The organism is Pseudomonas sp. FH4 (assembly GCF_000510915.2).
Lineage (GTDB): Bacteria > Pseudomonadota > Gammaproteobacteria > Pseudomonadales > Pseudomonadaceae > Aquipseudomonas > Aquipseudomonas brenneri.
In genome coordinates this window covers 292257-318521 of record NZ_AOHN01000044.1, presented here as the reverse complement: position 1 = coordinate 318521, position 26265 = coordinate 292257, and the positions used below count along the sequence as shown (strand labels likewise).

Annotated in this window: 18 protein-coding genes, 1 other RNA gene and 1 pseudogene; 11 read left to right on the top strand and 9 right to left on the bottom strand. The window is 61.1% G+C overall.

Annotated features, from left to right (window positions below):
* Positions 1-11: 11 nt before the first annotated feature.
* Positions 12-1472: a D-alanyl-D-alanine carboxypeptidase/D-alanyl-D-alanine-endopeptidase gene (gene dacB, locus H097_RS25720; protein ID WP_032863369.1), complete on the bottom strand. Its 1461-nt coding sequence runs from the start codon at positions 1470-1472 to the stop codon at positions 12-14.
* Between the two features lie 236 nt (positions 1473-1708).
* Between dacB and H097_RS25715 the strand changes: the two genes are divergently transcribed.
* Entirely contained in the window at positions 1709-2053 is a 345-nt protein-coding gene (locus tag H097_RS25715) for a YggL family protein (RefSeq protein ID WP_032863368.1), read from the top strand.
* A 51-nt stretch (positions 2054-2104) separates the two neighbouring features.
* On the opposite strand, the gene H097_RS25710 is transcribed toward H097_RS25715, so the two are convergent.
* The gene (locus H097_RS25710; protein ID WP_032863367.1) at positions 2105-3295 is read right to left on the bottom strand and encodes a benzoate/H(+) symporter BenE family transporter; all 1191 of its coding nucleotides are present in this window, start codon (positions 3293-3295) and stop codon (positions 2105-2107) included.
* 349 nt (positions 3296-3644) lie between these two features.
* Here H097_RS25710 and H097_RS25705 point away from each other — a divergent pair, with 349 nt between their 5' ends.
* A complete protein-coding gene (locus H097_RS25705) occupies positions 3645-4409 on the top strand; it encodes a GntR family transcriptional regulator (RefSeq protein WP_032863366.1) in 765 nt (254 codons plus the stop codon).
* 62 nt (positions 4410-4471) lie between these two features.
* On the opposite strand, the gene guaD is transcribed toward H097_RS25705, so the two are convergent.
* From guaD to xdhA, 4 genes are all read right to left on the bottom strand, one after another.
* Positions 4472-5776 carry a guanine deaminase gene (gene guaD, locus H097_RS25700; RefSeq protein ID WP_032863365.1) on the bottom strand — a complete coding sequence of 435 codons (1305 nt, stop codon included), beginning with the start codon at positions 5774-5776 and terminating at the stop codon, positions 4472-4474.
* 7 nt (positions 5777-5783) lie between these two features.
* A complete protein-coding gene (gene xdhC, locus H097_RS25695; protein ID WP_032863364.1) occupies positions 5784-6626 on the bottom strand; it encodes a xanthine dehydrogenase accessory protein XdhC in 843 nt (280 codons plus the stop codon).
* A gap of 115 nt (positions 6627-6741) precedes the next feature.
* Positions 6742-9141, bottom strand: a complete 2400-nt coding sequence (gene xdhB / locus H097_RS25690; RefSeq protein WP_032863363.1) for a xanthine dehydrogenase molybdopterin binding subunit — start codon at positions 9139-9141, stop codon at positions 6742-6744.
* Complete coding sequence (gene xdhA / locus H097_RS25685; protein WP_032863362.1) at positions 9134-10582, bottom strand: xanthine dehydrogenase small subunit; 1449 nt, start codon at positions 10580-10582, stop codon at positions 9134-9136. Before xdhA ends, xdhB begins: the two co-directional genes overlap by 8 nt.
* A gap of 267 nt (positions 10583-10849) precedes the next feature.
* On the opposite strand from xdhA, the gene H097_RS25680 reads away from it, so the two are divergent.
* The 7 genes and pseudogenes from H097_RS25680 to ffs all read left to right on the top strand — a co-directional run bounded on the left by H097_RS25680 (position 10850) and on the right by ffs (position 20234).
* Positions 10850-11509, top strand: coding sequence for a GntR family transcriptional regulator (locus H097_RS25680; protein ID WP_032863361.1), 660 nt, complete (start codon positions 10850-10852; stop codon positions 11507-11509).
* A gap of 2 nt (positions 11510-11511) precedes the next feature.
* Positions 11512-15000 carry a chromosome segregation protein SMC gene (smc, locus tag H097_RS25675; protein ID WP_032863360.1) on the top strand — a complete coding sequence of 1163 codons (3489 nt, stop codon included), beginning with the start codon at positions 11512-11514 and terminating at the stop codon, positions 14998-15000.
* Between the two features lie 253 nt (positions 15001-15253).
* On the top strand, positions 15254-16117 hold the full coding sequence (zipA, locus tag H097_RS25670; RefSeq protein ID WP_032863359.1) for a cell division protein ZipA: 864 nt from the start codon (positions 15254-15256) through the stop codon (positions 16115-16117).
* Positions 16118-16203: 86 nt separating this feature from the next.
* On the top strand, positions 16204-18561 hold the full coding sequence (ligA, locus tag H097_RS25665) for an NAD-dependent DNA ligase LigA (RefSeq protein WP_032863358.1): 2358 nt from the start codon (positions 16204-16206) through the stop codon (positions 18559-18561).
* Positions 18562-18588: 27 nt separating this feature from the next.
* Positions 18589-18672, top strand: a pseudogene (locus tag H097_RS29135) (outer membrane lipoprotein carrier protein LolA); the annotation flags it as partial.
* Positions 18673-18745: 73 nt separating this feature from the next.
* Entirely contained in the window at positions 18746-19909 is a 1164-nt protein-coding gene (locus H097_RS25660) for a putative zinc-binding metallopeptidase (protein WP_032863357.1), read from the top strand.
* A gap of 228 nt (positions 19910-20137) precedes the next feature.
* An RNA gene (ffs, locus tag H097_RS28060) (signal recognition particle sRNA small type) lies at positions 20138-20234 on the top strand.
* A gap of 144 nt (positions 20235-20378) precedes the next feature.
* Here the strand turns inward: ffs and H097_RS25655 are convergent.
* A complete protein-coding gene (locus tag H097_RS25655; protein ID WP_032863356.1) occupies positions 20379-21281 on the bottom strand; it encodes a DUF2167 domain-containing protein in 903 nt (300 codons plus the stop codon).
* 182 nt (positions 21282-21463) lie between these two features.
* Entirely contained in the window at positions 21464-21778 is a 315-nt protein-coding gene (locus H097_RS25650) for a helix-turn-helix transcriptional regulator (RefSeq protein WP_032863355.1), read from the bottom strand.
* Positions 21779-22236: 458 nt separating this feature from the next.
* Here H097_RS25650 and H097_RS25645 point away from each other — a divergent pair, with 458 nt between their 5' ends.
* The gene (locus H097_RS25645) at positions 22237-23802 is read left to right on the top strand and encodes a PAS domain-containing methyl-accepting chemotaxis protein (RefSeq protein WP_032863354.1); all 1566 of its coding nucleotides are present in this window, start codon (positions 22237-22239) and stop codon (positions 23800-23802) included.
* Between the two features lie 18 nt (positions 23803-23820).
* Positions 23821-25518, top strand: coding sequence for an EAL domain-containing protein (locus H097_RS25640; protein ID WP_050593448.1), 1698 nt, complete (start codon positions 23821-23823; stop codon positions 25516-25518).
* Here H097_RS25640 and H097_RS25635 read toward each other — a convergent pair.
* Positions 25491-26258 (bottom strand): transporter substrate-binding domain-containing protein, encoded by a 768-nt coding sequence (locus tag H097_RS25635; RefSeq protein ID WP_032863353.1) that lies wholly within the window; start codon positions 26256-26258, stop codon positions 25491-25493. The genes H097_RS25640 and H097_RS25635 overlap by 28 nt on opposite strands.
* Positions 26259-26265: the final 7 nt, after the last annotated feature.

The following is a 26265-nucleotide window of genomic DNA, read 5'->3' as shown; positions in this document are numbered from 1 at the left end:
AGCCAACCGTTCTATAGACCCGGAGCCGCGGCCGCCAGCTTCGGCTGGCGATACAGATCCAGCAGCACCTGGTCCAGCACCGACGATGCACCCCACGGCTTCGGATCGTTGAGAATCGCCACTACCGCCCAGGTATTGCCATTGTTGTCACGGCTGAAGCCGGCAATCGCACGCACCGTGTTCAGGGTGCCAGTCTTGACGTGGGCTTCGCCGCGCAGGGCCGTGGTTTTCAGGCGCTTGCGCATGGTGCCGTCACTGCCGGCAATCGGCATCGAGCTGATGAACTCTGCGGCATACGGGCTTCTCCAGGCGGCTTGCAGCATGGTCGCCATTTCCCGGGCGCTCACGCGCTCGGCACGGGACAGGCCGGAGCCGTTTTCCATCACCAGGTGCGGTGCGGTAATGCCCTTTTTCGCCAGCCACTGACGAACCACGCGCTGGGCGGCCCTGGCGTCGTCGCCGTCGGCATCGGTGCGGTATTGCGCGCCGAGGCTGAGGAACAGTTGCTGGGCCATGGTGTTGTTACTGTATTTGTTGATGTCGCGGATGATCTCCGCCAGGTCCGGGGAGAACGCCCGGGCCAGGACCTTGGCGGTTTTCGGCACTGGGGCCAGCACGTCGCGGCCCTGGATAGTGCCACCCAGCTCTTTCCAGATCGCCCGCACGGCACCGGCGGTGTAGGTGGCATGGTCGAGCAGCGACAGATACGTCTGCGAGCTGCAGCCGTCGCCCAACTGGCCGCTGACCGTCACGGTGACGCTGCCATCGGCGGCAGTGACCGGGTTGTAGCGCACGTCACCGGTGCATTGCTTGGCGTTGGTGGCTTTGACCTGATTGTCGATCTGGATGCTGGCAATCGGCGGTTCGACCGAGACCAACACCCTTCCTGAATCATTGCGGGTCACGAAGCGCAGGGCCTTGAGGTTGACCAGCAGGGCGTCCGGCTTGACCAGAAATGGCTTGTTCGCGTCGTTGCCGTCGTCGTTGAACTCTGGCAGTTGCGGCTGGATAAAGAAGCCGCGGTCAAGCACCAGGTCGCCGGTGACTTGCTGTACGCCATTGGCACGCAGGTCACGCATCAGCAGCCAGAGTTTCTCCATGTTCAGCTTGGGGTCACCGCCGCCCTTGAGGTACAGGTTGCCCCGCAGGACACCGCCGCTGAGAGTGCCGTCGGTGTAGAACTCGGTTTTCCACTGATGGTTGGGCCCGAGCATTTCCAGGGCGGCGTAGGTGGTGACCAGCTTCATGGTCGAAGCCGGGTTGACCGAAACGTCGGCGTTGAACACCGTGGCGGTGCCGGGCCCATTGAGCGGAATCATCACCAGGGACAGCGCATTGTTTTGCAGTTTGGCTTTCTGCAGGGCTTCCTGGACTTTAGGTGGCAGGGTGGTATTGATCGGGGCAGCGGTGACGGAGAGCGCCAGGGGCAAAAGGAAACTGGCGAGTAACAATGGACGCAAGGATTTGATCATAAGAAGTAAGACCCTACTGCTGAGGAGGGTGAATATGGCGGGGGTTATGTAAGAAAATCCCCCAGTGGTCATGAAAGTGTCGGCATTATGCCCCAAGGTGGGGCTACTTGTGCCTCAACGATAGCTGCAAATGATGGTTTTTTTCGCGGGTTCATGCCACCCGTCTTGGATAGCCGGGCAATTGCCGCCTTAAACTGGTAGAGTGCCGGCCGTTAATACTTAAGAGGATTGTTCCAATGGCGACTAATCGTTCCCGGCGTCTGCGCAAAAAACTGTGCGTTGATGAATTTCAAGAGCTGGGTTTCGAACTGAACCTGGATTTCAAAGAAGGTTTGGACGACGAAGCGGTTGACGCTTTCCTCGACGCCTTCCTGACCGAAGCGATGGATGGCAATGGCCTGGACTACGTGGGCGGCGACGACTTCGGTCTGGTTTGCAAAGCCACCCGTGGTTCGGTTACCGCTGAGCAGCGTGCAGCTGTTGAAGCGTGGCTCAAGGCTCGCCCAGAGCTGACCCGCGTTGAAGTCAGCGAACTGCTGGACGCCTGGCACCCAGAAAAGCCGATCAACCCGGCTGTCTGATGTCATGAAAAAGCGACCCGCCCGGGTCGCTTTTTCGTTTCAGGGTAATTATCAGGCCTTGCGCCAGTTCAGAATCACCAGCGTCAACACCCCCGCGACAATCCCCCAGAATGCCGAACCGATGGAAAACAGCGTCAACCCCGACGCCGTGACCATAAAGGTGACCAGCGCGGCTTCCCGTTCCTTGGGCTCATTCATGGCAATGCTCAGGCCATTGATGATCGAGCCAAACAACGCCAATGCGGCGATCGACAGCACCAGCTCCTTGGGCAGCGCTGCGAACAAGGCCGCCAGCGTGGCGCCAAACACTCCGGCAAACCCGTAGAAAATCCCGCACCAGACCGCCGCGGTATAGCGCTTGTTGCGGTCCTCATGGGCATGCGACCCGGTGCAGATAGCGGCGCTGATCGCGGCCAGGTTGATACCGTGGGAGCCGAACGGGGCCAGCACCAGCGAGGCCAGGCCCGTGGTGGTGATCAGCGGCGAGGCCGGCACGTTGTAGCCGTCGGCGCGCAATACCGCGATCCCTGGCATGTTCTGCGAGGTCATCGCCACCACAAACAGCGGGATGCCGATGCTGATGGTCGCGGCCAGGGAAAAGTGTGGGGTGGTCCATACCGGCGTCGCCACTTCCAGGCTGAACCCGCTGAAATCCAGCAGCCCCATCAGCCCGGACAAGGCGGTGCCGATCAGCAGGGCGGCCAGCACCGCATAACGGGGCGACAGGCGCTTGATGATCAGATAGGTGAAGAACATGCCCAGCACCAGGGCAGTGCGGTGCTGCGCGGCGACGAAAATCTCGCTGCCGATCTTGAACAGAATCCCGGCCAGCAGCGCGGCGGCAAGCGAGGCGGGAATCTTCTTCACCAGCTTTTCAAAGCTGCCGGTGAGGCCGCAGATCGTCACCAGTACCGCGCAGGTGATGTAGGCGCCGATGGCTTCGCCATAGCTGACCCCGCCCAGGCTGGTGATCAACAGTGCTGCGCCTGGGGTCGACCAGGCGATAGTGATCGGCGTGCGGTAACGCAGGGACAGGCCGATGCTGCACACCGCCATGCCGATGGAGATCGCCCAGATCCACGAGGAAATCTGTGCGCTGGTGAGGCCGGCAGCCTGGCCGGCCTGGAACATCAGCACCAGGGAGCTGGTGTAGCCGGTCATCATGGCGATGAAGCCGGCAACGATGGCCGAAGGCGAAGTATCGGCCAAAGGGCGCAGGGGCGCCTGGGTCGCGTCGGTCATGGAAAAGTCTTCCTTGTACCCGGCACCCTGTAGGAGCCGGCTTGCCGGCGAAGACCGTCAACGATGACACGGGCATTCTGGAGGAACGCGGCGCTCTCGGGTTCTTCGCGAGCAAGCTCGCTCCTACAGGGGGGGGGTGATTGATGATTGTGGGAAATCGTGGAATCAAGCCTAAACTCAAACGTAACTGACTGTTGCAATACAGCCGGCTACGCAAACAGCCGTACAGTGTGTTGGCGCAACGGGTTGTGTACAATGTGCGCTGTTTTTACGCGATACTTGCCAGCGACCCTCTGTGCCGTATTACAGTCAACGTCAATTCGCCGCCGTTCTCCCGACCCGAGTGCCCATGAACGAACAGTTGCAGCCCCTCAAGAAACAGCCGCGAGCCGGTAAGGCCGGTCGCAGTGGAACCCAGGACGATATCGTCTACGCGCATATCTTCGAGGCCATCCTCGAACAACGCCTGGCGCCCGGCACCAAATTGAGTGAAGAGGCACTGGGCGAAATCTTTGGCGTCAGCCGCACTATCATTCGCCGTGCACTCTCGCGCCTGGCCCATGAAGGTGTGGTGTTGCTGCGCCCCAATCGTGGCGCCGTGGTAGCCAGCCCGAGTGTCGAGGAGGCCCGCCAAGTGTTCATGGCGCGGCGCCTGGTAGAGCGGGCCATCACCGAATTGGCGGTGCAACATGCCACGGCCGAAGAATTGGCCGCGCTGCGTCAGATGGTCAATGATGAGCGCGACAGCTTCTCACGCGGTGATCGTGGGGCCGGCATCCGGCTTTCTGGCGAGTTCCACCTCAAGCTGGCCGAGGCGGCGAAGAATGCACCGCTGATCAGCTTCCAGCGCAGCCTGGTGTCCCAGACCTCGCTGATCATCGCCCAGTATGAAAGCGGCAACCGCTCACACTGTTCCTACGATGAGCACACCCAGTTGATCGACGCGATCGAAGCTCGGGATGCGGTGCTGGCGGTGGACCTGATGATGCATCACATGGATCACATCGACAGCAAGCTCAACCTCGATGAGGAAAGTGCGTCGGATGATTTGCATGCGGTGTTCTCGCATTTGCTGCAGACCAAGAAGCCGAGTCGCTCGTCGATCAAGCTGTAAACCCGATCAAACTGTAGGAGCTGGCAAGCCAGCTCCTACAGGGTTTTGTGGTGTTCTCTGGATCAGCGCTGGTGTACCAGATTGCCCGCTGCATAGGTTTGCATCACTGCCCGATCATCCCCCAGCGTCATCAACACAAACAACGTCTCGGCAATGTTATTGGCCTGCTTCAAGCGATAGCTGAGCAGCGGCGTGGCGTTGTAGTCCAGTACCAAAAAGTCCGCATCGGTGCCCGGCTGCAGGGTGCCGATCTTGTCTTCCAGGCGCAGCGCTTTTGCACCGCCCAGGGTCGCCAGGTACAGCGATTTGAACGGGCTCAGGCGTGCGCCCTGCAATTGCATGACCTTGTAGGCTTCGTTCAGCGTCTGTAGCAGCGAGAAGCTGGTGCCGCCCCCCACGTCCGTGCCCAGGCCTACATTGAGCTGGTGCTTCTCGGCCATCGGCAGGTTGAACAAACCGCTGCCGAGGAAGAAGTTCGATGTCGGGCAGAACGCCACCGCCGAACCGGCTTCGGCCAGCCGCGCGCACTCGTCGTCGCACAGGTGTACGCCATGGGCGAATACCGAACGCTCCCCCAGCAGCTTGTAGTGGTCGTACACGTCCAGGTAGCCACTGCGCTCCGGGAACAGTTCCTTGACCCATTGCACTTCCTGCAGGTTTTCACTGATGTGGGTCTGCATGTACAGGTCTGGATATTCCCCCAGCAACTGCCCGGCGAGGGTCAACTGTTCAGGTGTGCTGGTAGGCGCGAAGCGCGGCGTCACCGCATAGTGCAAACGGCCCTTGCCGTGCCAGCGCTCGATCAGCGCCTTGCTTTCCTGGTAGCCGGATTCGGCGGTGTCGGTCAGGTAGTCCGGCGCATTGCGGTCCATCATCACCTTGCCGGCGATCATGCGCAGGTCGAGCTTCTCGGCCGCTTCAAAGAATGAATTTACCGATTGCGGATGCACGCTGCCGAACACCAGGGCGGTGGTGGTGCCGTTGCGCAGCAGTTCCTTGATAAAGATATCCGCGACTTCTTCGGCGTGGGCCTTGTCGGCGAACTGGCTTTCGCAAGGGAAGGTATAGGTGTTCAGCCAATCCAGCAGTTGTTCGCCGTAGGCACCAACCATGCCGGTTTGCGGCAGGTGGATATGGGTGTCGATCAGGCCGGGGGTGATCAGCGCATCCTGGTAATGGGTGATTTCGATATCGGCGTCCAGCGTCGGCAGCAGGTCGCTGGCATGCCCCAGGGCACTGATCTGGCCGTTGTCGATCACCAGCAGGCCGTCTTCGAAATACTCATAGGAGGCTTCGATCCCGACGATGGCAGGGTCGGCGAGGCTGTGCAGGATGGCAGCACGGTAGGCTTTGCGAGTCAAAGGCATGGTCGTCTCAATTGATAGCTTGGCTGCGGCGCGAAGCCGGCAGCAGTTTGGCAATGGGTTCGGCACTCGCGGTGTGCAGGCCGAAGTTGGCGTTATAGGTGGCGATGATCTCGCCGGCGATGGAGATGGCGATTTCCACCGGCAATTTGCCCTTCACCTCGGTGAGGCCCATGGGGCAGCGCATGCGTTGCAACTGTGCGGCCTCGAAGCCGCGCTCGCGCAGGCGGTGTTCAAACTTGACGCGCTTGGTCTGCGAGCCGATCAGGCCGAAGTAGGCAAAATCATTGCGCTTGAGCAGGGCGGCGGTCAGTTCCAGGTCGAGCTGATGATTGTGGGTCATGACGATGCAATAACTGCCGGCGGGCAGATCGGCAATTTCATCCACCGGCTCTTCGCTGACGATTTTACGCACGCCCTGGGGGATATGCTCCGGGAATTCCTGCTCCCGCGAGTCAATCCAGCGTACCCGGCACGGCAGGCTCGCCAGCAGCGGCACCAGCGCGCGACCGACATGGCCGGCGCCGAATACGGCAATCTGTGCCTGCACCTGGCCCATGGGCTCGAACAGCAGCACGGTCACGCCGCCACAGCATTGGCCGAGGCTGGCCCCCAGGCTGAAGCGCTCCAGGTGGGTGTTGTGCTGGCCACGCACGAGCATGTCGCGGGCGATCTGCATCGCCTTGTATTCCAGGTGGCCGCCGCCGATGGTGTCGAAGGTGTGACTGGCGCTGACCACCATCTTGGAGCCTGAATTGCGCGGCGTGGAACCGAGCTCTTCGATGATGGTCACCAGCACGCAGGGTTCGCCCTGGGTTTGCAGGTTGGCGAGGGCGCTGATCCAGTTGTTCATGTCTACCTCAACATTTCTGTTGTCAGTTCGGCCGTCTTCGCGAGCAAGCCCGCTCCCACAGGGGAATGCATTCCAAATGTGGGAGCGGGCTTGCTCGCGAAGGCAGCACCTCGGTCTAGAGCGAAGCCATCTCGGCCTGTGCCTCAACCGCCTTCGCCGCCTGCAACTGGCGCATCTGCTCGCACCCCCACAACACCCGCTCCGGCGTGGCCGGCGCATCGATCTTCGGTTGATGGCGATAGTCACCCAGGCTCGCCACCGCATCCTTGATCGCGCACCACGAGGCAATCCCGAGCATGAACGGCGGCTCGCCCACGGCCTTGGAGTGGAACACCGTGTCCTCCGGGTTCTTGCGGTTTTCCACCAGCTTCACCCGCAAATCCAGCGGCATGTCCGCCACCGCCGGGATCTTGTAGCTGGCCGGGCCGTTGGTCATCAGCTTGCCCTTGTTGTTCCACACCAGCTCTTCCATGGTCAGCCAGCCCATGCCCTGGATAAAACCGCCCTCGACCTGGCCGATATCGATGGCCGGGTTCAGCGAGGCGCCCACATCATGGAGGATGTCGGTGCGCAGCATCTTGTATTCACCGGTCAGGGTATCGACGATCACTTCGCAGCAGGCCGCGCCGAAGGCGAAGTAGTAGAACGGCCGCCCTCGTGCCTGGCTGCGGTCATAGAAGATTTTCGGGGTTTTGTAGAACCCGGTGCTCGACAGCGAGATCTGGGCGAAATACGCCTGCTGGATCAGTTCCTCAAAGGTCAGGATCTGCTCACGCACCCGCACATGGCCGTTGTGGAACTCAACATCCGCCTCGCTGACGTCGTACTTGCGCGCGGCAAATTCCACCAGGCGCTGCTTGATGGTCTCGGCGGCATTCTGCGCGGCCTTGCCGTTGAGGTCGGCGCCGCTGGATGCGGCGGTCGGCGAGGTGTTGGGCACCTTGTCGGTGTTGGTCGCGGTGATCTGCACCCGGTCGATTTCCACCTGGAAGATCTCGGCCACCACTTGCGCGACCTTGATGTTCAAACCCTGGCCCATTTCGGTGCCGCCGTGGTTCAAGTGGATGCTGCCGTCGGTGTAGATATGGATCAAGGCGCCGGCCTGGTTGAGGAAGCTGGCGGTAAACGAAATGCCGAACTTGACCGGGGTCAGCGCCAGGCCTTTTTTCAGGATCGGGCTGTTGGCGTTATAGCGGCGAATGGCTTCGCGGCGCTCGGCGTATTGGCTGCTGGCTTCCAGTTCGGCAGTCATTTCTTCGAGCATGTTGTGCTCGACGGTCTGGTAGTAATGGGTGACGTTGCGTTCGGTCTTGCCGTAGTAGTTGGCCTTGCGCACGGCCAGTGGGTCCAGCGCCAGATGGCGGGCGATGGCGTCCATCACTTCCTCGATGGCCACCATGCCTTGCGGGCCACCGAAGCCACGGTACGCGGTGTTGGACGCGGTGTTGGTCTTGCAGCGATGGCCATTGACCGTGGCATCGCCCAGGTAATACGAGTTGTCGGAGTGGAACATCGCACGGTCGACAATCGAGTTGGACAGGTCCGGCGAACAGCCGCAGTTACCTGCCAGGTCCAGATTGATCCCATGCAGACGCCCGCTGTCGTCGAAGCCCACGTCGTATTCGATATAGAAGGGGTGGCGCTTGCCGGTCATCAGCATGTCTTCGACGCGCGGCAGGCGCATCTTGGTCGGCTGGCCGGTCAGGCGCGCCACCACCGCACACAGGCATGCAGGGCTGGCGGCCTGGGTTTCCTTGCCGCCAAACCCACCGCCCATGCGGCGCATATCAACGACGATCTTGTTCATCGACACGTCGAGGACTTCGGCCACCAGCTTCTGCACTTCGGTGGGGTTCTGGGTGGAGCAGTAGACGATCATGCCGCCGTCTTCGGTGGGCATCACCGAAGAGATCTGGGTTTCCAGGTAGAAGTGTTCCTGGCCGCCGATATGCAGGGTGCCCTGGATACGGTTTTTCGCGCTCGCCAGGGCGCCTGCCGAATCACCGCGCTGGTGGGTGTGGCTGTCCAGTACGAAATGTTTTTTGCGAAAGGCCTCGACCACATCCAGCACCGGTTCCAGGTCTTCGTATTCGATCACCGCCGCCATGGCGGCCTTGCGCGCGGTTTCCAGGTCGCGGGCGGCCACGGCCAGCACCACCTGGCCGACGAACTGCACGGTGTCGATGGCCAGCAACGGGTCGCCGGGCATCAGCGGGCCGATGTCTTTCAGGCCCGGCACGTCTTCGTGGGTGATGACGATGCGCACACCCTCGAAGGCGTAGCAGGGCGCGGTGTCGATACTGAGGATTTTGGCGTGGGCGCGGTCGGACATGCGCGCATACAGGTGTAGCTGATTGGGGAATTCCAGGCGGTCATCGATGTATTGCGCTTCGCCCGACACGTGTTTGGCGGCGCTGTCGTGCTTGACGCTGCGCCCGACTCCGCTCGTAAGGTCCTGGGCAAACAGTTCGGCCATTTCGGCTTGGGTTTTTACCACGGCGTGATGGTTAGACATAAGCGGTCACCCGAGTCTCGATGTGTGGCGTTTGCAGTTCGATGAAGTATTTGCGTAGCAGGTTCTGTGCGCTGAGCAGGCGGTATTCCTTGCTCGCCCGGAAGTCCGACAGCGGGGTGAAGTCCTCGGCCAGGGCGGCGCAGGCGTTCTCCACGGTGGCGGCGTTCCAGGTGGCGCCGATCAGTACCGTTTCACAGTGTTTCGCACGTTTGGGCGTGGCCGCCATACCGCCGAAGGCGACACGGGCATCGCTGATCACCCCGTTGTCGATCTTCAGGTTGAAGGCTGCGCACACCGCAGAAATGTCATCGTCCAGGCGTTTGGAAACCTTGTAGGCGCGAAACAGCGCGTGGCCCTTGGGCACGATGATTTTCTCGATGAACTCGCTGTCCTGGCGGGCGGTGACGCGGTAGTCGATGAAATAGTCTTCCAGGGCCAGGGTACGGCGCACGTTGCCCTTGCACAGCACGATCTGCGCGCCGAGGGCGATCAGCAGCGGCGGCGAGTCACCGATCGGCGAGGCGTTGCCGATGTTGCCGCCGAGGGTGCCCTGGTTGCGGATTTGCAAGGAGGCGAAGCGGTGCAGCAGGTCGCCGAAGTCCGGGTATTCGTGGTGCAGTGCGCCGTAGCAGTCGGAGAGGGCGGTGGCGGCGCCGATTTCCAGGCGGTCGTCAAAGGTCTCGATGCGCTTCATGGCCTCAATGTTGCCGACGTAGATCATCACCGGCAGCACCCGGTGGAACTGGGTGACTTCCAGCGCCAGGTCGGTGCCGCCGGCCAGCAGCCGGGCTTGAGGGTAGGCGTCGTAGAGGTCGGCCAGGTCGGCGACGGTCAGGGGCACCAGGCAGCGTTTATCGCCGCTGTTCAGCTCACCGGTCTGGGTCGGCGCGATGGCCTTGAGGCGGGCGATGGTCTGCGCCTCGCGGCTGTCGAACTGGTCCTGGGGTTTGTTGCAGCAGGCTTGTTCGGCGGCGGCCAGGATCGGGCGGTAGCCGGTACAGCGGCACAGGTTGCCGGCCAGGGCTTCGTGGGCCTTGGCACTGTCCGGGGCGTCGCTGTTCTTTTGCAGGGCGAACAGCGACATCACAAAACCAGGCGTGCAGAAACCACACTGCGAGCCATGGCACTCGACCATGGCCTGTTGCACGCTGTGCAGTTGACCCTGGTGCTTGAGGTCTTCGACAGTGATCAGTTGCTTGCCGTGCAGGGACGAGACAAAGGTCAGGCACGAATTGAGGCTGCGATAGCGAATCTGCTCGGCGCCCTGTTCGTCACTATGCAGTTCGCCGACCACCACGGTGCAGGCGCCACAGTCACCGCTGGCGCAGCCTTCCTTGGTACCGGATTTGCCCAGGTGCTCACGCAGGTAGTTGAGCACAGTCAGGTTCGGGTCCAGGGCATGCTCGCTACGGAGTTCCTGGTTAAGTAAAAACTGGATCACGGAAGGCCTCGCAGACTCATTATTGTTGTTAACCGCTTTGCGCCGAATCTAGTCATGTCTGACTTTTCGGTCAATGATTTTCTGACCTAAGGGTCAAGAAAGTGCGATTGCAACACCTTTGATTATGGTTCATATCCCTGTAACCACCGTTTTCAGCGGCGCCTGGGCTTTATCGTCTGCTTATTTCATGCCAAATTCGGCGTTGTGGGCCCAGCGATTGCGCTACACTGCCGCCCTTGTACCGATAGAAGATTTTGAAGGGAAAACATGACGTTCAAGGCGCCGGACAGTCTCGCCGAGCAAATCGCTCACCACCTCGCCGAACGCATTATCCGCGGCGACCTTAAGCCTGGGGAGCGGATCCAGGAGCAGAAAGTCACGCTGGCACTCAATGTCAGCCGTGGCTCCGTGCGCGAAGCCTTGCTGATCCTTGAGCGGCGGCATTTGATTGCCATCCTGCCGCGCCGTGGAGCCCACGTCACCGAACTCACCGCGCACAAGGTGCAGAGCCTGTGCACACTGATGAGCGAGCTGTACATCCTGCTGGGCAATGCGGTTGCCGACGGTTGGCAGACCCAGGCCGACATGGCGCCGTTCATACAGATCCAGCAACGCCTGGTGAGCAACTTCGAACGCCAGGACATCCGTGCCTTTGTCGAAGAGTGCTTCAACGTGATGCGCGCCGCGTACCCTTTCGCCAATAACCCGTACTTGCAGGAAACAGTCGAGAACCTGCAGCCGGCGATGAACCGTGCCTATTACCTGGCCCTGGATCAGCGCAAGGCGTCCATGAGCGAGTACCTGGCGCTGTTCGAGCAACTGCTCGCCGCCGTTCTTGCCCGTGACCTGCCGCAGATCCGAAAGGTGCTCTCGGCTTACTGCCAGCGCAGTGCCACGTTGGTCATCGCAGCCCTGGCGGACGCCTAAGCGTGCGTCTCAAGTGCATCAAACTGGCGGGGTTCAAATCCTTCGTCGACCCGACCACGGTGAACTTCCCCAGTAATATGGCGGCAGTGGTCGGGCCTAATGGTTGCGGCAAGTCGAACATCATCGACGCCGTCCGTTGGGTGATGGGCGAGAGCTCGGCAAAGAACCTGCGTGGCGAGTCGATGACCGACGTCATCTTCAACGGCTCCACCAGCCGCAAGCCGGTAAGCCAGGCCAGCATCGAACTGGTGTTCGACAACTCCGACGGCACGCTGATTGGCGAGTATGCGGCGTATGCGGAAATTTCCATCCGCCGCAAAGTGACGCGCGACAGCCAGAACAGTTACTTCCTCAACGGCACCAAGTGCCGCCGCCGGGACATTACCGACATCTTCCTCGGCACCGGCCTGGGCCCGCGCAGCTACTCGATCATCGAGCAGGGCATGATCTCCAAGCTGATCGAAGCCAAGCCTGAGGACTTGCGCAACTTTATCGAGGAAGCGGCCGGCATCTCCAAGTACAAGGAGCGCCGTCGCGAGACTGAAAACCGCATCCGCCGCACCCACGAGAACCTGGCACGCCTGACCGACCTGCGTGAAGAGCTGGAGCGCCAGTTGGAGCGCTTGCACCGCCAGGCCCAGGCCGCCGAAAAATACCAGGAATACAAAGGCGAAGAACGCCAGCTCAAGGCGCAGCTTTCGGCGCTGCGCTGGCAGGCCTTGAATGACCAGGTGGGCCAGCGCGAAGCGATCATCGGCACCCAGGAAATCAGCTTCGAGGCCCTGGTGGCCGAGCAGCGCAATGCCGATGCGAGCATCGAGCGCCTGCGCGACGGTCACCATGACCTGTCCGAGCGCTTCAACCTGGTGCAGGGACGCTTCTATTCGGTGGGCGGTGACATTGCGCGGGTCGAGCAGAGCATCCAGCACGGCCAGCAGCGTTTGCGCCAGTTGCAGGATGACTTGAAGGAAGCGGAACGGGCGCGCCTGGAAACCGAATCCCACCTGGGGCATGACCGCACCTTGCTGCTGACCCTTGGGGAGGAGTTGGACATGCTCACCCCCGAGCAGGAAATCACCAGCGCTGCTGCTGAAGAAGCCGCCGCCGCCCTGGAAGAATCCGAAACCACCATGCACGGCTGGCAGGAGCAGTGGGACGCTTTCAACCTGCGCTCCGCCGAACCGCGTCGCCAGGCTGAGGTGCAGCAATCGCGCATCCAGCAACTGGAAACCAGCATGGAGCGCCTGGCCGAGCGCCAGCGCCGGGTCCTGGAGGAGCGCGCGTTGCTCGCCGCAGCCCCGGAAGATGCGGCGATCATGGCGTTGAGCGAGCAGTTGGCTGAAAGCGAAATGACCCTGGAAGAGCTGGAGGCCAGCGAAGAACAACAAGTGGAGCGCCTGGAGCAATTACGCCAGGAGCTGCACCAGGCAACCCAGGCGCAGCAGCAGGCCCAAGGTGATTTGCAGCGGCTCAACGGTCGTTTGGCATCCCTTGAAGCCTTGCAGCAGGCGGCCCTGGACCCGGGCACCGGCACCGCCGAATGGCTGCGCGACCAGCACCTGGCCGAACGCCCGCGCCTGGCCGAGGGCTTGAAGGTTGAAGCGGGCTGGGAGCTGGCGGTGGAGACCGTGCTCGGTGCCGATCTGCAGGCGGTACTGGTGGACGATTTCGCCGGGTTTGATCTGGCCGGCTTTGCCCAGGGCGATTTGCGCCTGCTCAGTCCGTCGGCTGATGGCACCCGCGTACCGGGCAGCCTGCTGGATAAAGTCGAGGCGCAGATTGACCTGTCGCCGTGGCTGGGCCAGGTCAAACCGGTGGATTCCCTGGAGGAGGCCCTGGCATTGCGTGGCCAATTGGCCTCTGGCGAAAGCCTGATCAGCCGCGACGGCTATTGGGTTGGCCGGCACTTTTTACGGGTGCGCCGCGCCAGTGAGGCTGAAAGTGGCGTATTGGCCCGAGGCCAGGAAATCGTCAACCTGGGGGCCGAGCGTGAAGAGCGCGAGGCCACTCTGGAGTCCCTGGAAACCCAACTGCAAACCCTGCGCGCTACCCAACGCCAGCAAGAGACCGGCCGCGAACACTTGCGCCGCCTGCTGCAGGACGAAGCGCGCCAGCAGGGCGAATTGAAAGCCCAGCTCTCGGCGAGCAAGGCCAAGGCCGAACAATTGACCCTGCGCCGTACCCGTCTCGATGAAGAAGTGGCCGAGATGGGCGAACAGCGTGCCCTCGAACACGAACAAGTCGGCGAAGCGCGCCTGCAATTGCAGGGCGCCCTCGACAGCATGGCGCTGGACACCGAGCAGCGTGAACTGCTGCTGGCCCAGCGTGACAGCCTGCGCGAACGACTCGACCGGGTGCGCCAGGAAGCGCGCCAGCACAAGGATCACGCCCATCAGTTGGCCGTGCGCCTCGGCTCGTTGCGGGCCCAGCACGATTCCACGCGCCAGGCCCTTGAGCGCCTTGAAATGCAATCCGAGCGCCTGACGGAAAAACGCGAGCAGTTGAGCCTCAACCTGGAGGAGGGCGAGGCGCCGCTGGAAGAGTTGCGGCTCAAGCTTGAAGAATTGCTCGACAAGCGCATGAGCGTTGACGAAGAACTCAAGACCGCGCAAATCGCCCTGGAAGATGCTGACCGCGAACTGCGTGATGCAGAAAAGCGCCGGACCCAGGCCGAGCAGCAATCGCAATTGATCCGCGGCCAGCTCGAACAGCAGCGCATGGAATGGCAGGCACTGACGGTGCGCCGCAAAACCCTGCAAGAGCAGTTGCTGGAAGATGGCTACGACCTGCACGGCGTACTCAATACGCTGACCGCCCAGGCCAATGAAAAAGAGGCTGAAGAAGAACTTGAGCGCATTGCTGCGCGTATTCAACGTCTGGGGGCGATCAACCTCGCGGCCATCGATGAATATCAGCAGCAGTCCGAGCGTAAACGTTATCTGGATGCCCAGAACGCCGATCTGGTGGAAGCTCTGGACACGTTGGAAAACGTCATTCGCAAGATCGACAAGGAAACCCGCAATCGTTTCAAAGATACCTTTGATCAGATTAATGGCGGTTTACAGGCGTTATTCCCGAAAGTTTTCGGTGGTGGCAGCGCTTACTTGGAACTGACGGGCGAAGATCTACTCGATACAGGGGTAACGATCATGGCGCGGCCTCCGGGCAAGAAGAACAGCACCATCCATTTGTTGTCCGGTGGCGAGAAGGCCCTGACTGCACTGGCGCTGGTATTTGCGATCTTCAAGTTGAACCCGGCGCCGTTCTGCATGCTCGACGAAGTTGACGCGCCGCTGGATGACGCTAACGTTGGACGGTATGCCCGCCTGGTTAAAGAGATGTCCCAGACGGTGCAGTTCATCTATATCACCCACAACAAGATCGCCATGGAAATGGCGGATCAATTGATGGGGGTGACCATGCATGAGCCGGGTTGTTCGCGACTGGTGGCGGTGGATGTTGAAGAGGCAATGGCAATGGTGGAAAGTTAGCGGCAAGTTGCTGGCTTCCAGCGCCAAGGGCGTCAGTTTGGGGCTTATGGTTTGTAGCCTGATTCCTGCGCCAGCCGACACATTTTGCGCCAACTGTGTAAAGTTATCTTTGGTCGTGCTAGTTTAATGTCAATTTTTCGTATGCGTGGGCAAAACGTCAGTCAGAACATAGAGTTGGCGCCACGTTTTAAAGCGGTTTGCACGGTGCTAAACCCCTTATTTTTCAGCATTTTTTATAGAGGCAAGGGATTACATGGAAATCGGTCTGCGCGAGTGGCTGATCGTCATCGGCATTATTGTAATTGCCGGTATTCTTTTTGATGGCTGGCGCCGTATGCGCGGCGGCAAGGGCAAGCTGAAATTTCGCCTGGACCGCAACCTGTCCAATTTGCCCGACGATGACGGTGCCGCCGAGCTGCTGGGGCCGCCCCGTGTCCTGGATACCCATAAAGAACCGCAGCTGGACGAGCACGACTTGCCGTCGATGAGCGCGCCGGTGCGTGAAGCCCGCGAGCCGTCCTCCAAGCGCGGCAAGCGTGGCAGTGCCGCTGTCGCCGAGCCGCATCAGGGTGACCTGAACCTCGACGTGGATGATGGCCCGAGCTTCAGCAGCCGTGATGGTGACTTCCCGGATGAAGCCCCGGCCAAGGGCGCATCGCGTGAGTCCGCCAAGGATCAGCCGGCGGCCGAAGAAGTGCTGGTGATCAGTGTGATCTGCCGCGACGCGGCTGGTTTCAAGGGCCCGGCCCTGTTGCAGAACATCCTGGAAAGCGGCCTGCGTTTTGGCGAGATGGATATTTTCCACCGCCACGAAAGCATGGCCGGTAACGGTGAAGTACTGTTCTCCATGGCCAATGCGGTCAAGCCGGGCACGTTCGACCTGGACGATATCGACCTGTTCAGCACCCCGGCGGTGAGTTTCTTCCTCGGTCTGCCAGGCCCGCGTCATCCGAAACAGGCGTTCGACGTCATGGTGGCCGCAGCCCGCAAGCTGTCCCAGGAACTCAACGGCGAGCTCAAGGACGACCAGCGCAGCGTGCTGACCGCCCAGACCATCGAACATTACCGTCAGCGTATCGTCGAGTTCGAGCGTCGCGCCCTGACACAGAAGCGCTAAGGTTCAATCCTAAGCGTTGCCTGTAGAATCCGTGCACTACATATTGAGCAGCTTCGGCTGCTCTTTTGCTTTATGAGAGAACACCCATGACCGCCGCCCACACCCGCATCCTCGAACTGCGCGCTGAACTGGATCAGCACAACTACCGCTATCACGTACTCGACGAGCCGAGCATCCCGGACGCCGAGTACGATCGGTTGTTCCACGAACTCAAGGCCCTTGAGGCCGAGCACCCGGACCTGGTTACCCGTGATTCGCCCACGCAGCGGGTCGGCAGCGCGGCGTTGTCGGCCTTTACCCAGGTGCGCCACGAGATCCCGATGCTCAGCCTGGGCAACGCCTTTGATGAAGCCACCATGCTGGAATTCGATCGCCGGGTCACCGAGGGCCTCGACCTGCCAGTGGGCGATCTGTTTGGTGGTGGCGCGGCGGTGGAATACAGCTGTGAGCCCAAGCTCGATGGCCTGGCGGTCAGCCTGCTGTATCAGGACGGCGAGCTGGTACGTGGCGCGACCCGCGGCGATGGCACCACGGGAGAAGACATCAGCGTCAATGTGCGCACCGTGCGTAATATTCCGTTGAAGCTGCAAGGCAGTGGCTGGCCGGCGACCCTGGAAGTGCGCGGCGAAGTGTTTATGTCCAAGGCTGGTTTTGAGCGTTTGAATGCCACGCAGTTGGAAGTCGGCGGCAAGACGTTCGCCAACCCACGCAACGCAGCCGCCGGGAGCCTGCGCCAACTCGACTCGAAGATCACCGCCAGCCGCCCGCTGGAGTTCTGCTGCTACGGCGTGACGACGGATATCAGCGACACCCATATCGGTAACCTGCAGCAGTTGCAGAAGTGGGGCATGCCCATCAGTCACGAGCTGAAGCTGGCCAAGGGCATTGAGGATTGCCTGGAGTACTACCGCGATATCGGTGAGCGGCGTAACAGCCTGCCGTATGAAATCGACGGTGTGGTGTTCAAGGTCAACAGCATCGCCTACCAGCGTGAACTGGGCTTTCGCGCCCGCGAGCCGCGTTGGGCCATCGCCCATAAATTCCCGGCGATGGAGGAGCTGACCGAGTTGCTGGACGTTGAATTCCAGGTCGGTCGCACCGGCGCCGTGACGCCAGTGGCGCGCTTGAAGCCGGTCAAGGTCGCGGGCGTCACCGTGTCCAATGCGACGTTGCACAACATGGACGAAGTGGCGCGCCTGGGCTTGATGATTGGCGACACGGTGATCATCCGCCGTGCCGGTGATGTGATCCCACAGGTCGTGTCGGTGGTTGTCGAGCGTCGCCCGGAAAATGCCCGCGCCGTGCAGATCCCGCAGAGCTGCCCGGTGTGTGGCTCCCACGTGGAGCGCACGCAACTGGTCAAGCGCAGCAAGGGCAAGGAAACCGTCAGCGAAGGCGCGGTGTATCGCTGCGTCGGGCGCCTGGCCTGTGGTGCGCAGCTCAAGCAGGCGATTATCCATTTCGTTTCGCGCCGGGCCATGGACATCGACGGCCTGGGTGACAAGACCATCGAGCAGTTGGTCGATGAAAAGCTCATTGGCTCGCCGGCCGACCTCTACAAACTCAAGTACGAGCAGATCATCGACCTGGAAGGCTTTGCCGATGTTTCCAGCAAGAAACTGATCGCCGCCATCGAAAACAGCAAGACCCCGACCCTGGCGCGTTTCATCTACGCCCTGGGCATTCCCGATGTGGGCGAGGAAACCGCCAAGGTGCTGGCGCGCTCCCTGGCCTCTCTTGAGCGTGTCCAGCAGGCGCTGCCGGAAGTGTTGACGTACTTGCCGGATGTTGGCCTGGAAGTGGCTCACGAGATCCACAGCTTCTTTGAAGACAGCCACAACCGGCAGGTGATTGGCGCTCTGCTGTCGCCGGATGAATGTGCGCTGGTCTTGCAGGACCAGGGCGAACTCAGTGCCGAGTTTGCCGCCAGTACCACCCTGGGCGGCTTGCTCGACAAGTTGCACGTACCTTCCGTGGGGCCGGGGGCTGCGCAGAAGCTGGCAGACAAGTTCGGCTCCCTGGAGGGCGTGATAAAGGCTGACTGGCTGGACATGCGCCAGGCTTTGCCGGAGAAGCAGGCCAAGTCCGTGCGTGAGTTCTTTGATAATGAAGAGAATGCCCGTCGTGCGCTGGCCATTGAGCAGCAGCTCAAGGACTTCGGCATGCACTGGCAGAGCGAGAAGAAGGTGGTCGAGGGCCTGCCTGAGGCGGGCCGCACGTGGGTCTTGACCGGGTCGCTGGAGCTGATGAGCCGCGACGTGGCCAAGGAAAAGCTCGAAAGCCTGGGCGCCAAGGTGGCGGGCTCGGTATCGGCGAAAACCCATTGTGTGGTCGCAGGGCCGGGCGCCGGGTCGAAACTGGCCAAGGCCAGCGAGCTGGGGGTGAAGGTCTTGGACGAGGAGGCGTTCGTCGCCTTCCTGGCCAAGCACCACATCACGGTCTGATACCGACCCGATCCTGTAGGAGCGAGCTTGCTCGCGAAAAACCTCAACGATAACGCGGGGTATCTGGTTCCCCGTGGCGGTCTCAGGTTCTTCGCGAGCAAGCTCGCTCCTGCAGGGCATTCACTTTGAACGATCTTGCGTGGGAAATGATCTAGTCTTGGGCACGCCCTAGGGAAAGATCGCCATGTTCCGCTACTTCGAGCAACTCAGTTCGCGCATTGCTGCGCCGCACATGGCCGGGACTTCGCGCAACAGTAAGGTCTGGCAATGCCGTTGCGGGCAGTCGCTGTTCTTTCGCAACAGCCAGTGCCTGACCTGCTCGGCGCTGTTGGGCTATCAGCCTGAGCACAGCCGCCTATCGTCCCTACAGCCGGGCCCCGTGGTCGATACCTGGTTGCAGGACGATAACCTGCAGGCGGGCGCCTTCCGCCGTTGCGCCAACCTCGACACCGCGGCCGCCTGCAACTGGCTGATTCCGGCCCAGAGCACCGCGCAGTTGTGTGTGGCGTGTAGCCTCAATCGCACCATTCCCGACCTGTCGATCCCGAAAAACCCAGAGCGCTGGCGCAAGGTCGAAACCGCCAAGCGCCGGCTGGTGGCGCAATTGATCAGCCTGGGGTTGCAGGTCATCCCCAAGACGGTTGATGAGGACAGCGGCCTGGCGTTTGACTTCGTGGGCATCGACCTGGAAGGCAAGGCCCCCACCACCGGCCATGCCAATGGCCTGATCACCCTGGATATCAAGGAGGCTGACGACGAGCACCGTGAGAAAATTCGCGTGCAGATGCGCGAACCGTACCGCACCTTGCTTGGCCATTTTCGGCATGAGGTCGGCCACTATTACTGGGATCGCCTGATCGCCGGCAGCCACTGGCTAGAGCCCTTTCGCAACCTGTTCGGCGATGAGCGCGCCAGCTACGCCGACGCACTTGACCAGCACTACCAGAACGGCCCGCGACCGGACTGGCAGCAAAGCTGCGTCAGCGCCTACGCCACCATGCACCCCTGGGAGGACTGGGCGGAAACCTGGGCTCACTACCTGCACATGATGGACGCCGTCGACACCGCCTTGGGCTTTGGCATGAGCGCAAGGGAGATGGACCTGGACTACCAGTCGTTTCCCCTTGCGACCCTTTACGACCCGGAACACCCAGGCGGCGCGGCGTTCCTGTCATTCGTCAACGCCTGGATCGAACTGGCCGGCATGCTCAACGAACTGTCCCGCAGCATGGGGCAGCCGGATTTCTATCCGTTCGTGCTGCCGCCGGCGGTGATCGCCAAGCTGCATTTCATTCACCTGGTGATTCAAGAAGAGGGCGGTCGGGCCGACGAAGCCGTTCATCTGTAGGCGCGAGCTTGCTCGCGAAGATCGTTAACGATAACGCGGACATTCTGGATGAATGTGGAGCATCCGGATTCTTCGCGAGCAAGCTCGCTCCTACAGGGCCTCTGCGAAACCAGTGGGCAAGTACTTGAACCTCATAAGATTTTTAATCCTGCACCAACGGTTGTAACTTCCGATGAGATCGGTACAATGGCCCCGCTTGCCGAGAGGCCAGCGTCGTTATGGTGACCCCATCGGTCCCCCCGCAACGATTACCCGTGAACCTGGTCAGAGCCGGAAGGCAGCAGCCACAGCGGGAACATTGTGTGCCGGGGTGTGGCTGGTGGGGTTGCCTCCATAACGCTCTCCTTCGCAACAACCCTCCTGCTTTATCCCTGACTCATCAGAACTTTTCACTTGCCCATGCCTGATTGCGCACGGGGCCAAGTTGTCTGTACGCCGCGATTTCCTGCGGCGTTTTCGTGTCTGGCAATCAGTCCTTGTTGCGATTGAAGAACTTGCGCGCGCCTGCCAGCAACGCCACCACGCCAATCACCAGAAACTTCTTCGCTGCCAGCAGGAAGATGCCGATCTTGGCAAACAGTCCGGCCTTGCCGGCAATCCCGCCGGCGACCAGCGCGGCCAGGCCGTACGAGGCCAGTTTGTCGGTGCCCGGGCTGTAGTCGGTGTAGAGGTTGCCGTCGGTGAAGTTGGTGAAGGCCAGGACCTTGGGCAGTTCCTGTTTGATGGTGGGCAGGTCGGCCATGGCGGCGACGGCGTTGAGTTCCAGCACACCCTCGCGGCCGAGCACGCGGATGCTGTAGTTGAGCGTGTTCTGCTCGGCGTCGTCGGCTTTCAGTTCGCGGGCCCAGTACATCTTGTGGGACTGCTGGTCGTAGTGCGGCGGTTCGGCCCAGCCCAGCAGGTGCAGGCCGGCGTAGCCCTGTTTCTGGCGTTCCTTGTTGTCCTCGGCGTCGTCCTCCTGCATTTGCTTGAGCAGTTCGGCGTAGTCGATTTTTGCTGCGTCTTCGTCGGCAATATGCCCGTCGTCCTTGTAGCTGACGATCACGCCCCAGCCGCGTTCCGACAGCGGGCTGACGGCCTTGGGCACGATCATGCCCAGGGTGTTGAAGCCCGGCGGGTTGCCCCAGCCGTCGGTGAGCAGGCGTTCGGTGTCCTTGGGGTCAAGGTAATAGAACTCGTCGTTGAGCTTGAGCGTGGCAATGCCGCCGGGCAGGGTGACGGTGCCGGTTTGTTGCTTGAGGGAGGCGAGGAAGTGCTCGGCGGTTTCGGCGGGCGCGCTGGTTTCGACCGGTGCCGGGGCTGTGGTGGCATAGGCTGGCGCGGCAGGCAGGCTTAGTGCGGCAGCCGCCAGCAGCAGGCGGAAGTAGTTCATGGTAGTCCCTTACATTTTGAAATGATTCTGCGAAAGGATATCGAATCCGCCTGGGGCGCGCGAGCATGCTGGCAAAAGGCGTGGCCCAGCGCCTGCCAAAAGAGGGGCTGTCCGGTCGGATCATGTCTGGAGGCTGAGGGCAGGCTGCATCAGCGGCCTGCTCTTGTTATGTCGTACGAGCTCTAAGGCTTGGACAAGGCCTGGTCTACCGCCGCTATCAGCTTTCCCAGATCCTTCGGGGTGGCTTTATGAATGACACCGAACAGATAAGCGCGCTGTTCGTCTTCATCGCCCAGATCGGCAAAAAAGACTTTCAGCTTCACTCCCAGAGCCTCCGCAAACAAGAACAGAGCGTCAACGCTGGGTGTATAGGTGCCGGTTTCGAAGCGGCTGATGGTTTTAGGGTCAAAACCGGTTTTCTCACCTAGTTCAGCCTGAGTAAGCCCCGCTACCTTTCGGTAGCGTCTGATGGCTGGACCCAAACTTGAAATTTGCATCGCTCAATTCCCATTTAGAATCAAGAACTTAACGATAAATATTGGCATTAGACAACGGCACGCACCATCACCTTTTCTTGCAAAATGTGATGTAATTCGTAGAATCGGCGTTTAGGACAAGTATTTGGCGGTGTCGTTTCACAGGGCAGCTTTATGAAACAGGAAATCATTGCTTTCTCCTCACTTTCATAAAGGTGGCTGCAAAACAGTTGCTTGGCCGCAGCGCCAGGCTTGCTCTTGCGTGCCCGTGCAGCCCCCGCCTTTCACACCAGACGCTCGAATTAAAGCCTAGTTGATCTTCGTCGAACCGAAGGTCAAGTGCTGGGTAAAACCTGGTTTGGCTGCCAAATGGCGCCAGCCAGCCGATTGACGGTTTACCCGTCTGGAAATACCTCTCTATCTACGGGACCTATCCGGTCCCGGCCGGGTAGATCGAATGCTGTCCATGGAGTTTCAAAGTGCGCGTCAACTTGCCGGTCACCACTGTTGAACAGACTTTCGGGGAGCAGCAACGGCTGATTTCCGCGACTGACATCAACAGTCATATTACCTACTGCAACGCCGAGTTTGCTGCGATGAGCGGCTTTACCCAGGCCGAGCTGATCGGCAGTACCCACAACCTGGTGCGTCATCCGGACATGCCGCCAGCGGTTTTTGAACTGATGTGGCGCTACCTCAAGGCCGGCCACAGCTGGATGGGCGTGGTCAAGAATCGCTGCAAGAATGGCAACTTCTATTGGGTCAGCGCCTATGTGACGCCGATCCTCGAAGGGGGCCGCTTGGTGGGCTACGAATCGGTACGGGTCAAACCGACGCGCGAGCAGGTCCGGCGAGCCGAAGCGCTCTACGCACGCTTGCGTGCCGGGCGTTCGGCGGTTGCGCCGCTGCAACGCCTTGGTGCGGTCAGCCAGGCGCTGGCAGTGCCCGCCCTGGCGGCGGTGGCCGCGAGTGGGGCGGTGCAATGGCTGCCCACGGGGTGGGCGCAGGCATCGACCGCGCTGCTGTTACTCGGGGTGGGTGCCTGGGCGCACCTGCGTCTTGGGCAGCAACTCAAGCAGATTGTCGAGCACACGCCCAATACCTTTTCCGACCCGATCAGCGCCATGACCTACAGCGATGCGCTGGGGCCGGCTGCGCAGTTGGAGATGATCCTGATCAGCGAAGAAGCGCGCTTGAAAACCGCCCTCACGCGCCTCAGTGACCTGGCCACGCAGATGGCTGGGGCGGCGACCGACTCCAGTGCACTGTCGGCGACTACCGAGTCGGCGCTGCTGGAACAGCGCGCCGAAACCGATATGACGGCCGCCGCCATGACCGAAATGGCCGCATCCATCGCCGAAGTGGCGGTGCACGTCCAACAGACCGCCAGCGAAGCCCGTACCGCCAATGACCTGGCTGGACACGGCAGCCAAGTGGTCGGCACCACACGCGAAGCGATTCAACTGCTGGCGGCCACCGTCACCCAGATCAACCAGGCCGTTGGCCATCTGGCCGGCCAGACCCAGGAAATCCGCGTAGCCGCGAGCATGATCCAGGCCATCGCCGACCAGACCAATCTGCTGGCCTTGAATGCCGCCATCGAAGCGGCGCGGGCGGGCGAGCAAGGGCGTGGTTTTGCCGTGGTGGCCGATGAAGTGCGGGCGCTGGCGGGCAAGACCCGGGAGTCGACCGAACAGATCCAGGGCATCATCCAGAACTTGCGCGCCGGCGCCGACGAGGCTGTTGAAATCGCCAGCACCGGCATTCGCGAAGCCGAGCAGGGCGTGCAACAGGTATTGCAAGCGCAACAGGCACTGCTGGGCATTCGCCAGGCAGTGGAGCGCATTACCGGCATGAGTCAGCAAATGGCGGCTGCCTCACAGGAACAATCCCACGTCGCAGAGGATGTTTCACAACAGATCAATAACGTCGCGGCCACGGTGCAAAAGACAGCGGGCAATGCCAACGCTGCAGTCATCCGGGGCCGGGAACTTGAAAGCATCTCTTCCGGGTTGCGTGCCCTGGTCGAGCGGTTCAACCGCTAGCCACCTAGAGCCTCATTCATGGATGAGAAATACCGCAGGGCCGTGGATGCCGCCGCCATTTTCTCCGAGACAGACCTCACCGGCCGCATTACCTACGTCAACGACCAATTTTGCGGCATGTCCGGCTACAGCCGCGACGAGTTGCTGGGGCGCAACCACCGGATCCTCAGTTCCGGGTTGCACCCTGCCGGGTTTTTCCAGGGCATGTGGCGCACGCTCACCGAGGGCAAGGTCTGGCGTGGGGAAATCTGTAACCGCGCCAAGGATGGATCGCTGTATTGGGTCGACAGCACCATGGTGCCGTTGGTCGATGAGCGTACCAAGCAGGTGCAGAAGTACGTGTCGATCCGTTTTGATGTCAGCGAAAAGCGCCAACTGCTGCAAACCTTGCAATGGCGGGTCGGTCACGATGTGCTGACCGGGCTGCCGAACCGGGCTTACCTGTCGGAGTTGCTGGTGCAGTCCCTGGAGTTTTCCCGCAGCGAGCACATCCCCCTGGCGGTGTGCATGCTCGACCTGGATGGCTTCAAGGCGGTCAACGACGGCTATGGCCATGCCTCTGGCGACCTGTTGCTGGTGGAGGTGGCCAGCCGCCTGCGTGACATCATCCGTGGCGAAGATGTGGTCGCCAGGCTGGCGGGTGATGAGTTCGTGCTGATCCTGCGCTATGTGCGCGATACAGATGAACTGAATCGCGCGCTGCGGCGCATCCTCTCGGCGATTTCCGAGCCTTATTCGATCCTCGGCGCGCAGATCAACGTGTTTGCCAGCATTGGCGTGACCTTGTTTCCGCTGGATGACGAGGACGCCGACACCTTGCTGCGCCATGCCGACCAGGCGATGTATGTGGCCAAGCAGAGTGGTCGCAACCGCTATCAACTGTTTGACGTGTCACTGGAGCAGGAGGTCAAGGCCACCCACCAGACCGTGCAGCAGATTCGCCAGGCCCTGGCGGCGGGGGAGTTGTGCCTGCACTTTCATCCAAAGATCAACCTGCGCCATGGTCAGGTCGTGGGGTTTGAGGCACTGCTGCGCTGGCAGCATCCGATACGTGGGCTGGTGTCGCCCAAGGATTTCCTGTCCTTGATCGAGCAGACTGACCTGATCGTCGATGTCGGCGAATGGGTGATGGACCAGGTACTGGCGCAGATGCGTGAGTGGCAAGAGGCTGGGCATTGCTGGCCGGTCAGTGTGAATATCGCGGCCCGGCATTTCCAGCGCGCGGATTTTGTCGAGCGCCTGCAACAACTGTTGGCGCAGCACCCCGAGGTTGCACCGCACATGCTCGACCTGGAGATTGCCGAGTCGGTGGCCATCGACCATATCGAGCGAGTCACCGAGCACCTTGCAGCATGCCAGGCGCTGGGGGTGCGGTTTTCCCTGGATGATTTCGGCACCGGCTATTCCTCCCTCAGCTACCTCAAGCGCCTGCCGACCCAGACCATCAAGATCGACAAGTCGTTTGTGCGCGACATCCTGCATGACAAGGACGATTTGGCCCTGACTCAGGCGGTGATCGGCCTGGCCCGGGCGTTTGGCCGCGAAGTGATCGCCGAGGGCCTGGAAACCCTGGAGCATGGCCAACTGCTGCTGCGCATGGGCTGTGAAGTGGCCCAGGGTTATTATTTCGCCCAGCCCATGCCGGCTGACGAGGTTCCGGCCTGGGCCGCCGGGTTTGATTTGCTCAACTATGGCGCCGGCGAAGAGGGAAGCTGACGTCCGCGGTCGCCGGTATAGAGCTTGATGATTGCGTCAATCTCTCCTGACATCTTCATGCGCAGCAGCGTACGCAAAATTCGTTGGACGGGCAGGGCTGGGTCGTTGCGCACGAAGCAGCCCAGGCTTTGCTCTTCGACCACTGCCACCACGTGTAACCTGCGACCCACCGGCAACTGTTGATTGAAACGCTCCAGGGTCCATTCATTGGTGACCGCGTACTTGAAGCGTCCGGCTACCAGTTTTTGCAGCACCTGCTCTTCGCTGCGGGCGTCGTCGCGTTTGAGTTGGCCTTTGGCGAATAGCGGTTCAAGGGTCGGGTAGCTGTAATTGAGCACCGTGCCGATATTCTGCGCCGCCAACTTGGGCACGCGTACCGACAACGGGGGAATATGGGCACTGACCAGCACATTGCGCTGCACCAGCAAGGGGATGCTCCACACATGATCGCCTGACAGGTCATTGAGCCACGCTTGTGCGACGTAGCAGCGCACATCGATCTCACCGCGCTCCATGGCCGGGGCGATGCGGGCCCGGGCCAGGACCTGGAACTGCGCTGGATGGCCGACCTGGGTCGCCAGGCTCAACATCAGGTCATACAAAATGCCCTGGGTCGGCTGGTCGTCCTCGATCTGCACCAAGGGCATGGCCCAACTGTCGGAAATCGAGAAGCGCAGCGGTGCAGGTGCCGCCAGGCTCAGTGTGGTTATCATCCATAAAGCGCCCAGGACTACGCGCATAAACTCT

Excerpts from the sequence above, each read along its gene's own strand:
- dacB (WP_032863369.1), bottom strand. The coding sequence starts at position 1,472 with ATGATCAAATCCTTGCGTCCATTGTTACTCGCCAGTTTCCTTTTGCCC.
- H097_RS25715 (WP_032863368.1), top strand. The coding sequence starts at position 1,709 with ATGGCGACTAATCGTTCCCGGCGTCTGCGCAAAAAACTGTGCGTTGAT.
- H097_RS25710 (WP_032863367.1), bottom strand. The coding sequence starts at position 3,295 with ATGACCGACGCGACCCAGGCGCCCCTGCGCCCTTTGGCCGATACTTCG.
- H097_RS25705 (WP_032863366.1), top strand. The coding sequence starts at position 3,645 with ATGAACGAACAGTTGCAGCCCCTCAAGAAACAGCCGCGAGCCGGTAAG.
- guaD (WP_032863365.1), bottom strand. The coding sequence starts at position 5,776 with ATGCCTTTGACTCGCAAAGCCTACCGTGCTGCCATCCTGCACAGCCTC.
- xdhC (WP_032863364.1), bottom strand. The coding sequence starts at position 6,626 with ATGAACAACTGGATCAGCGCCCTCGCCAACCTGCAAACCCAGGGCGAA.
- xdhB (WP_032863363.1), bottom strand. The coding sequence starts at position 9,141 with ATGTCTAACCATCACGCCGTGGTAAAAACCCAAGCCGAAATGGCCGAA.
- H097_RS25680 (WP_032863361.1), top strand. The coding sequence starts at position 10,850 with ATGACGTTCAAGGCGCCGGACAGTCTCGCCGAGCAAATCGCTCACCAC.
- zipA (WP_032863359.1), top strand. The coding sequence starts at position 15,254 with ATGGAAATCGGTCTGCGCGAGTGGCTGATCGTCATCGGCATTATTGTA.
- ligA (WP_032863358.1), top strand. The coding sequence starts at position 16,204 with ATGACCGCCGCCCACACCCGCATCCTCGAACTGCGCGCTGAACTGGAT.
- H097_RS25660 (WP_032863357.1), top strand. The coding sequence starts at position 18,746 with ATGTTCCGCTACTTCGAGCAACTCAGTTCGCGCATTGCTGCGCCGCAC.
- H097_RS25655 (WP_032863356.1), bottom strand. The coding sequence starts at position 21,281 with ATGAACTACTTCCGCCTGCTGCTGGCGGCTGCCGCACTAAGCCTGCCT.
- H097_RS25650 (WP_032863355.1), bottom strand. The coding sequence starts at position 21,778 with ATGCAAATTTCAAGTTTGGGTCCAGCCATCAGACGCTACCGAAAGGTA.
- H097_RS25640 (WP_050593448.1), top strand. The coding sequence starts at position 23,821 with ATGGATGAGAAATACCGCAGGGCCGTGGATGCCGCCGCCATTTTCTCC.
- H097_RS25635 (WP_032863353.1), bottom strand. The coding sequence starts at position 26,258 with ATGCGCGTAGTCCTGGGCGCTTTATGGATGATAACCACACTGAGCCTG.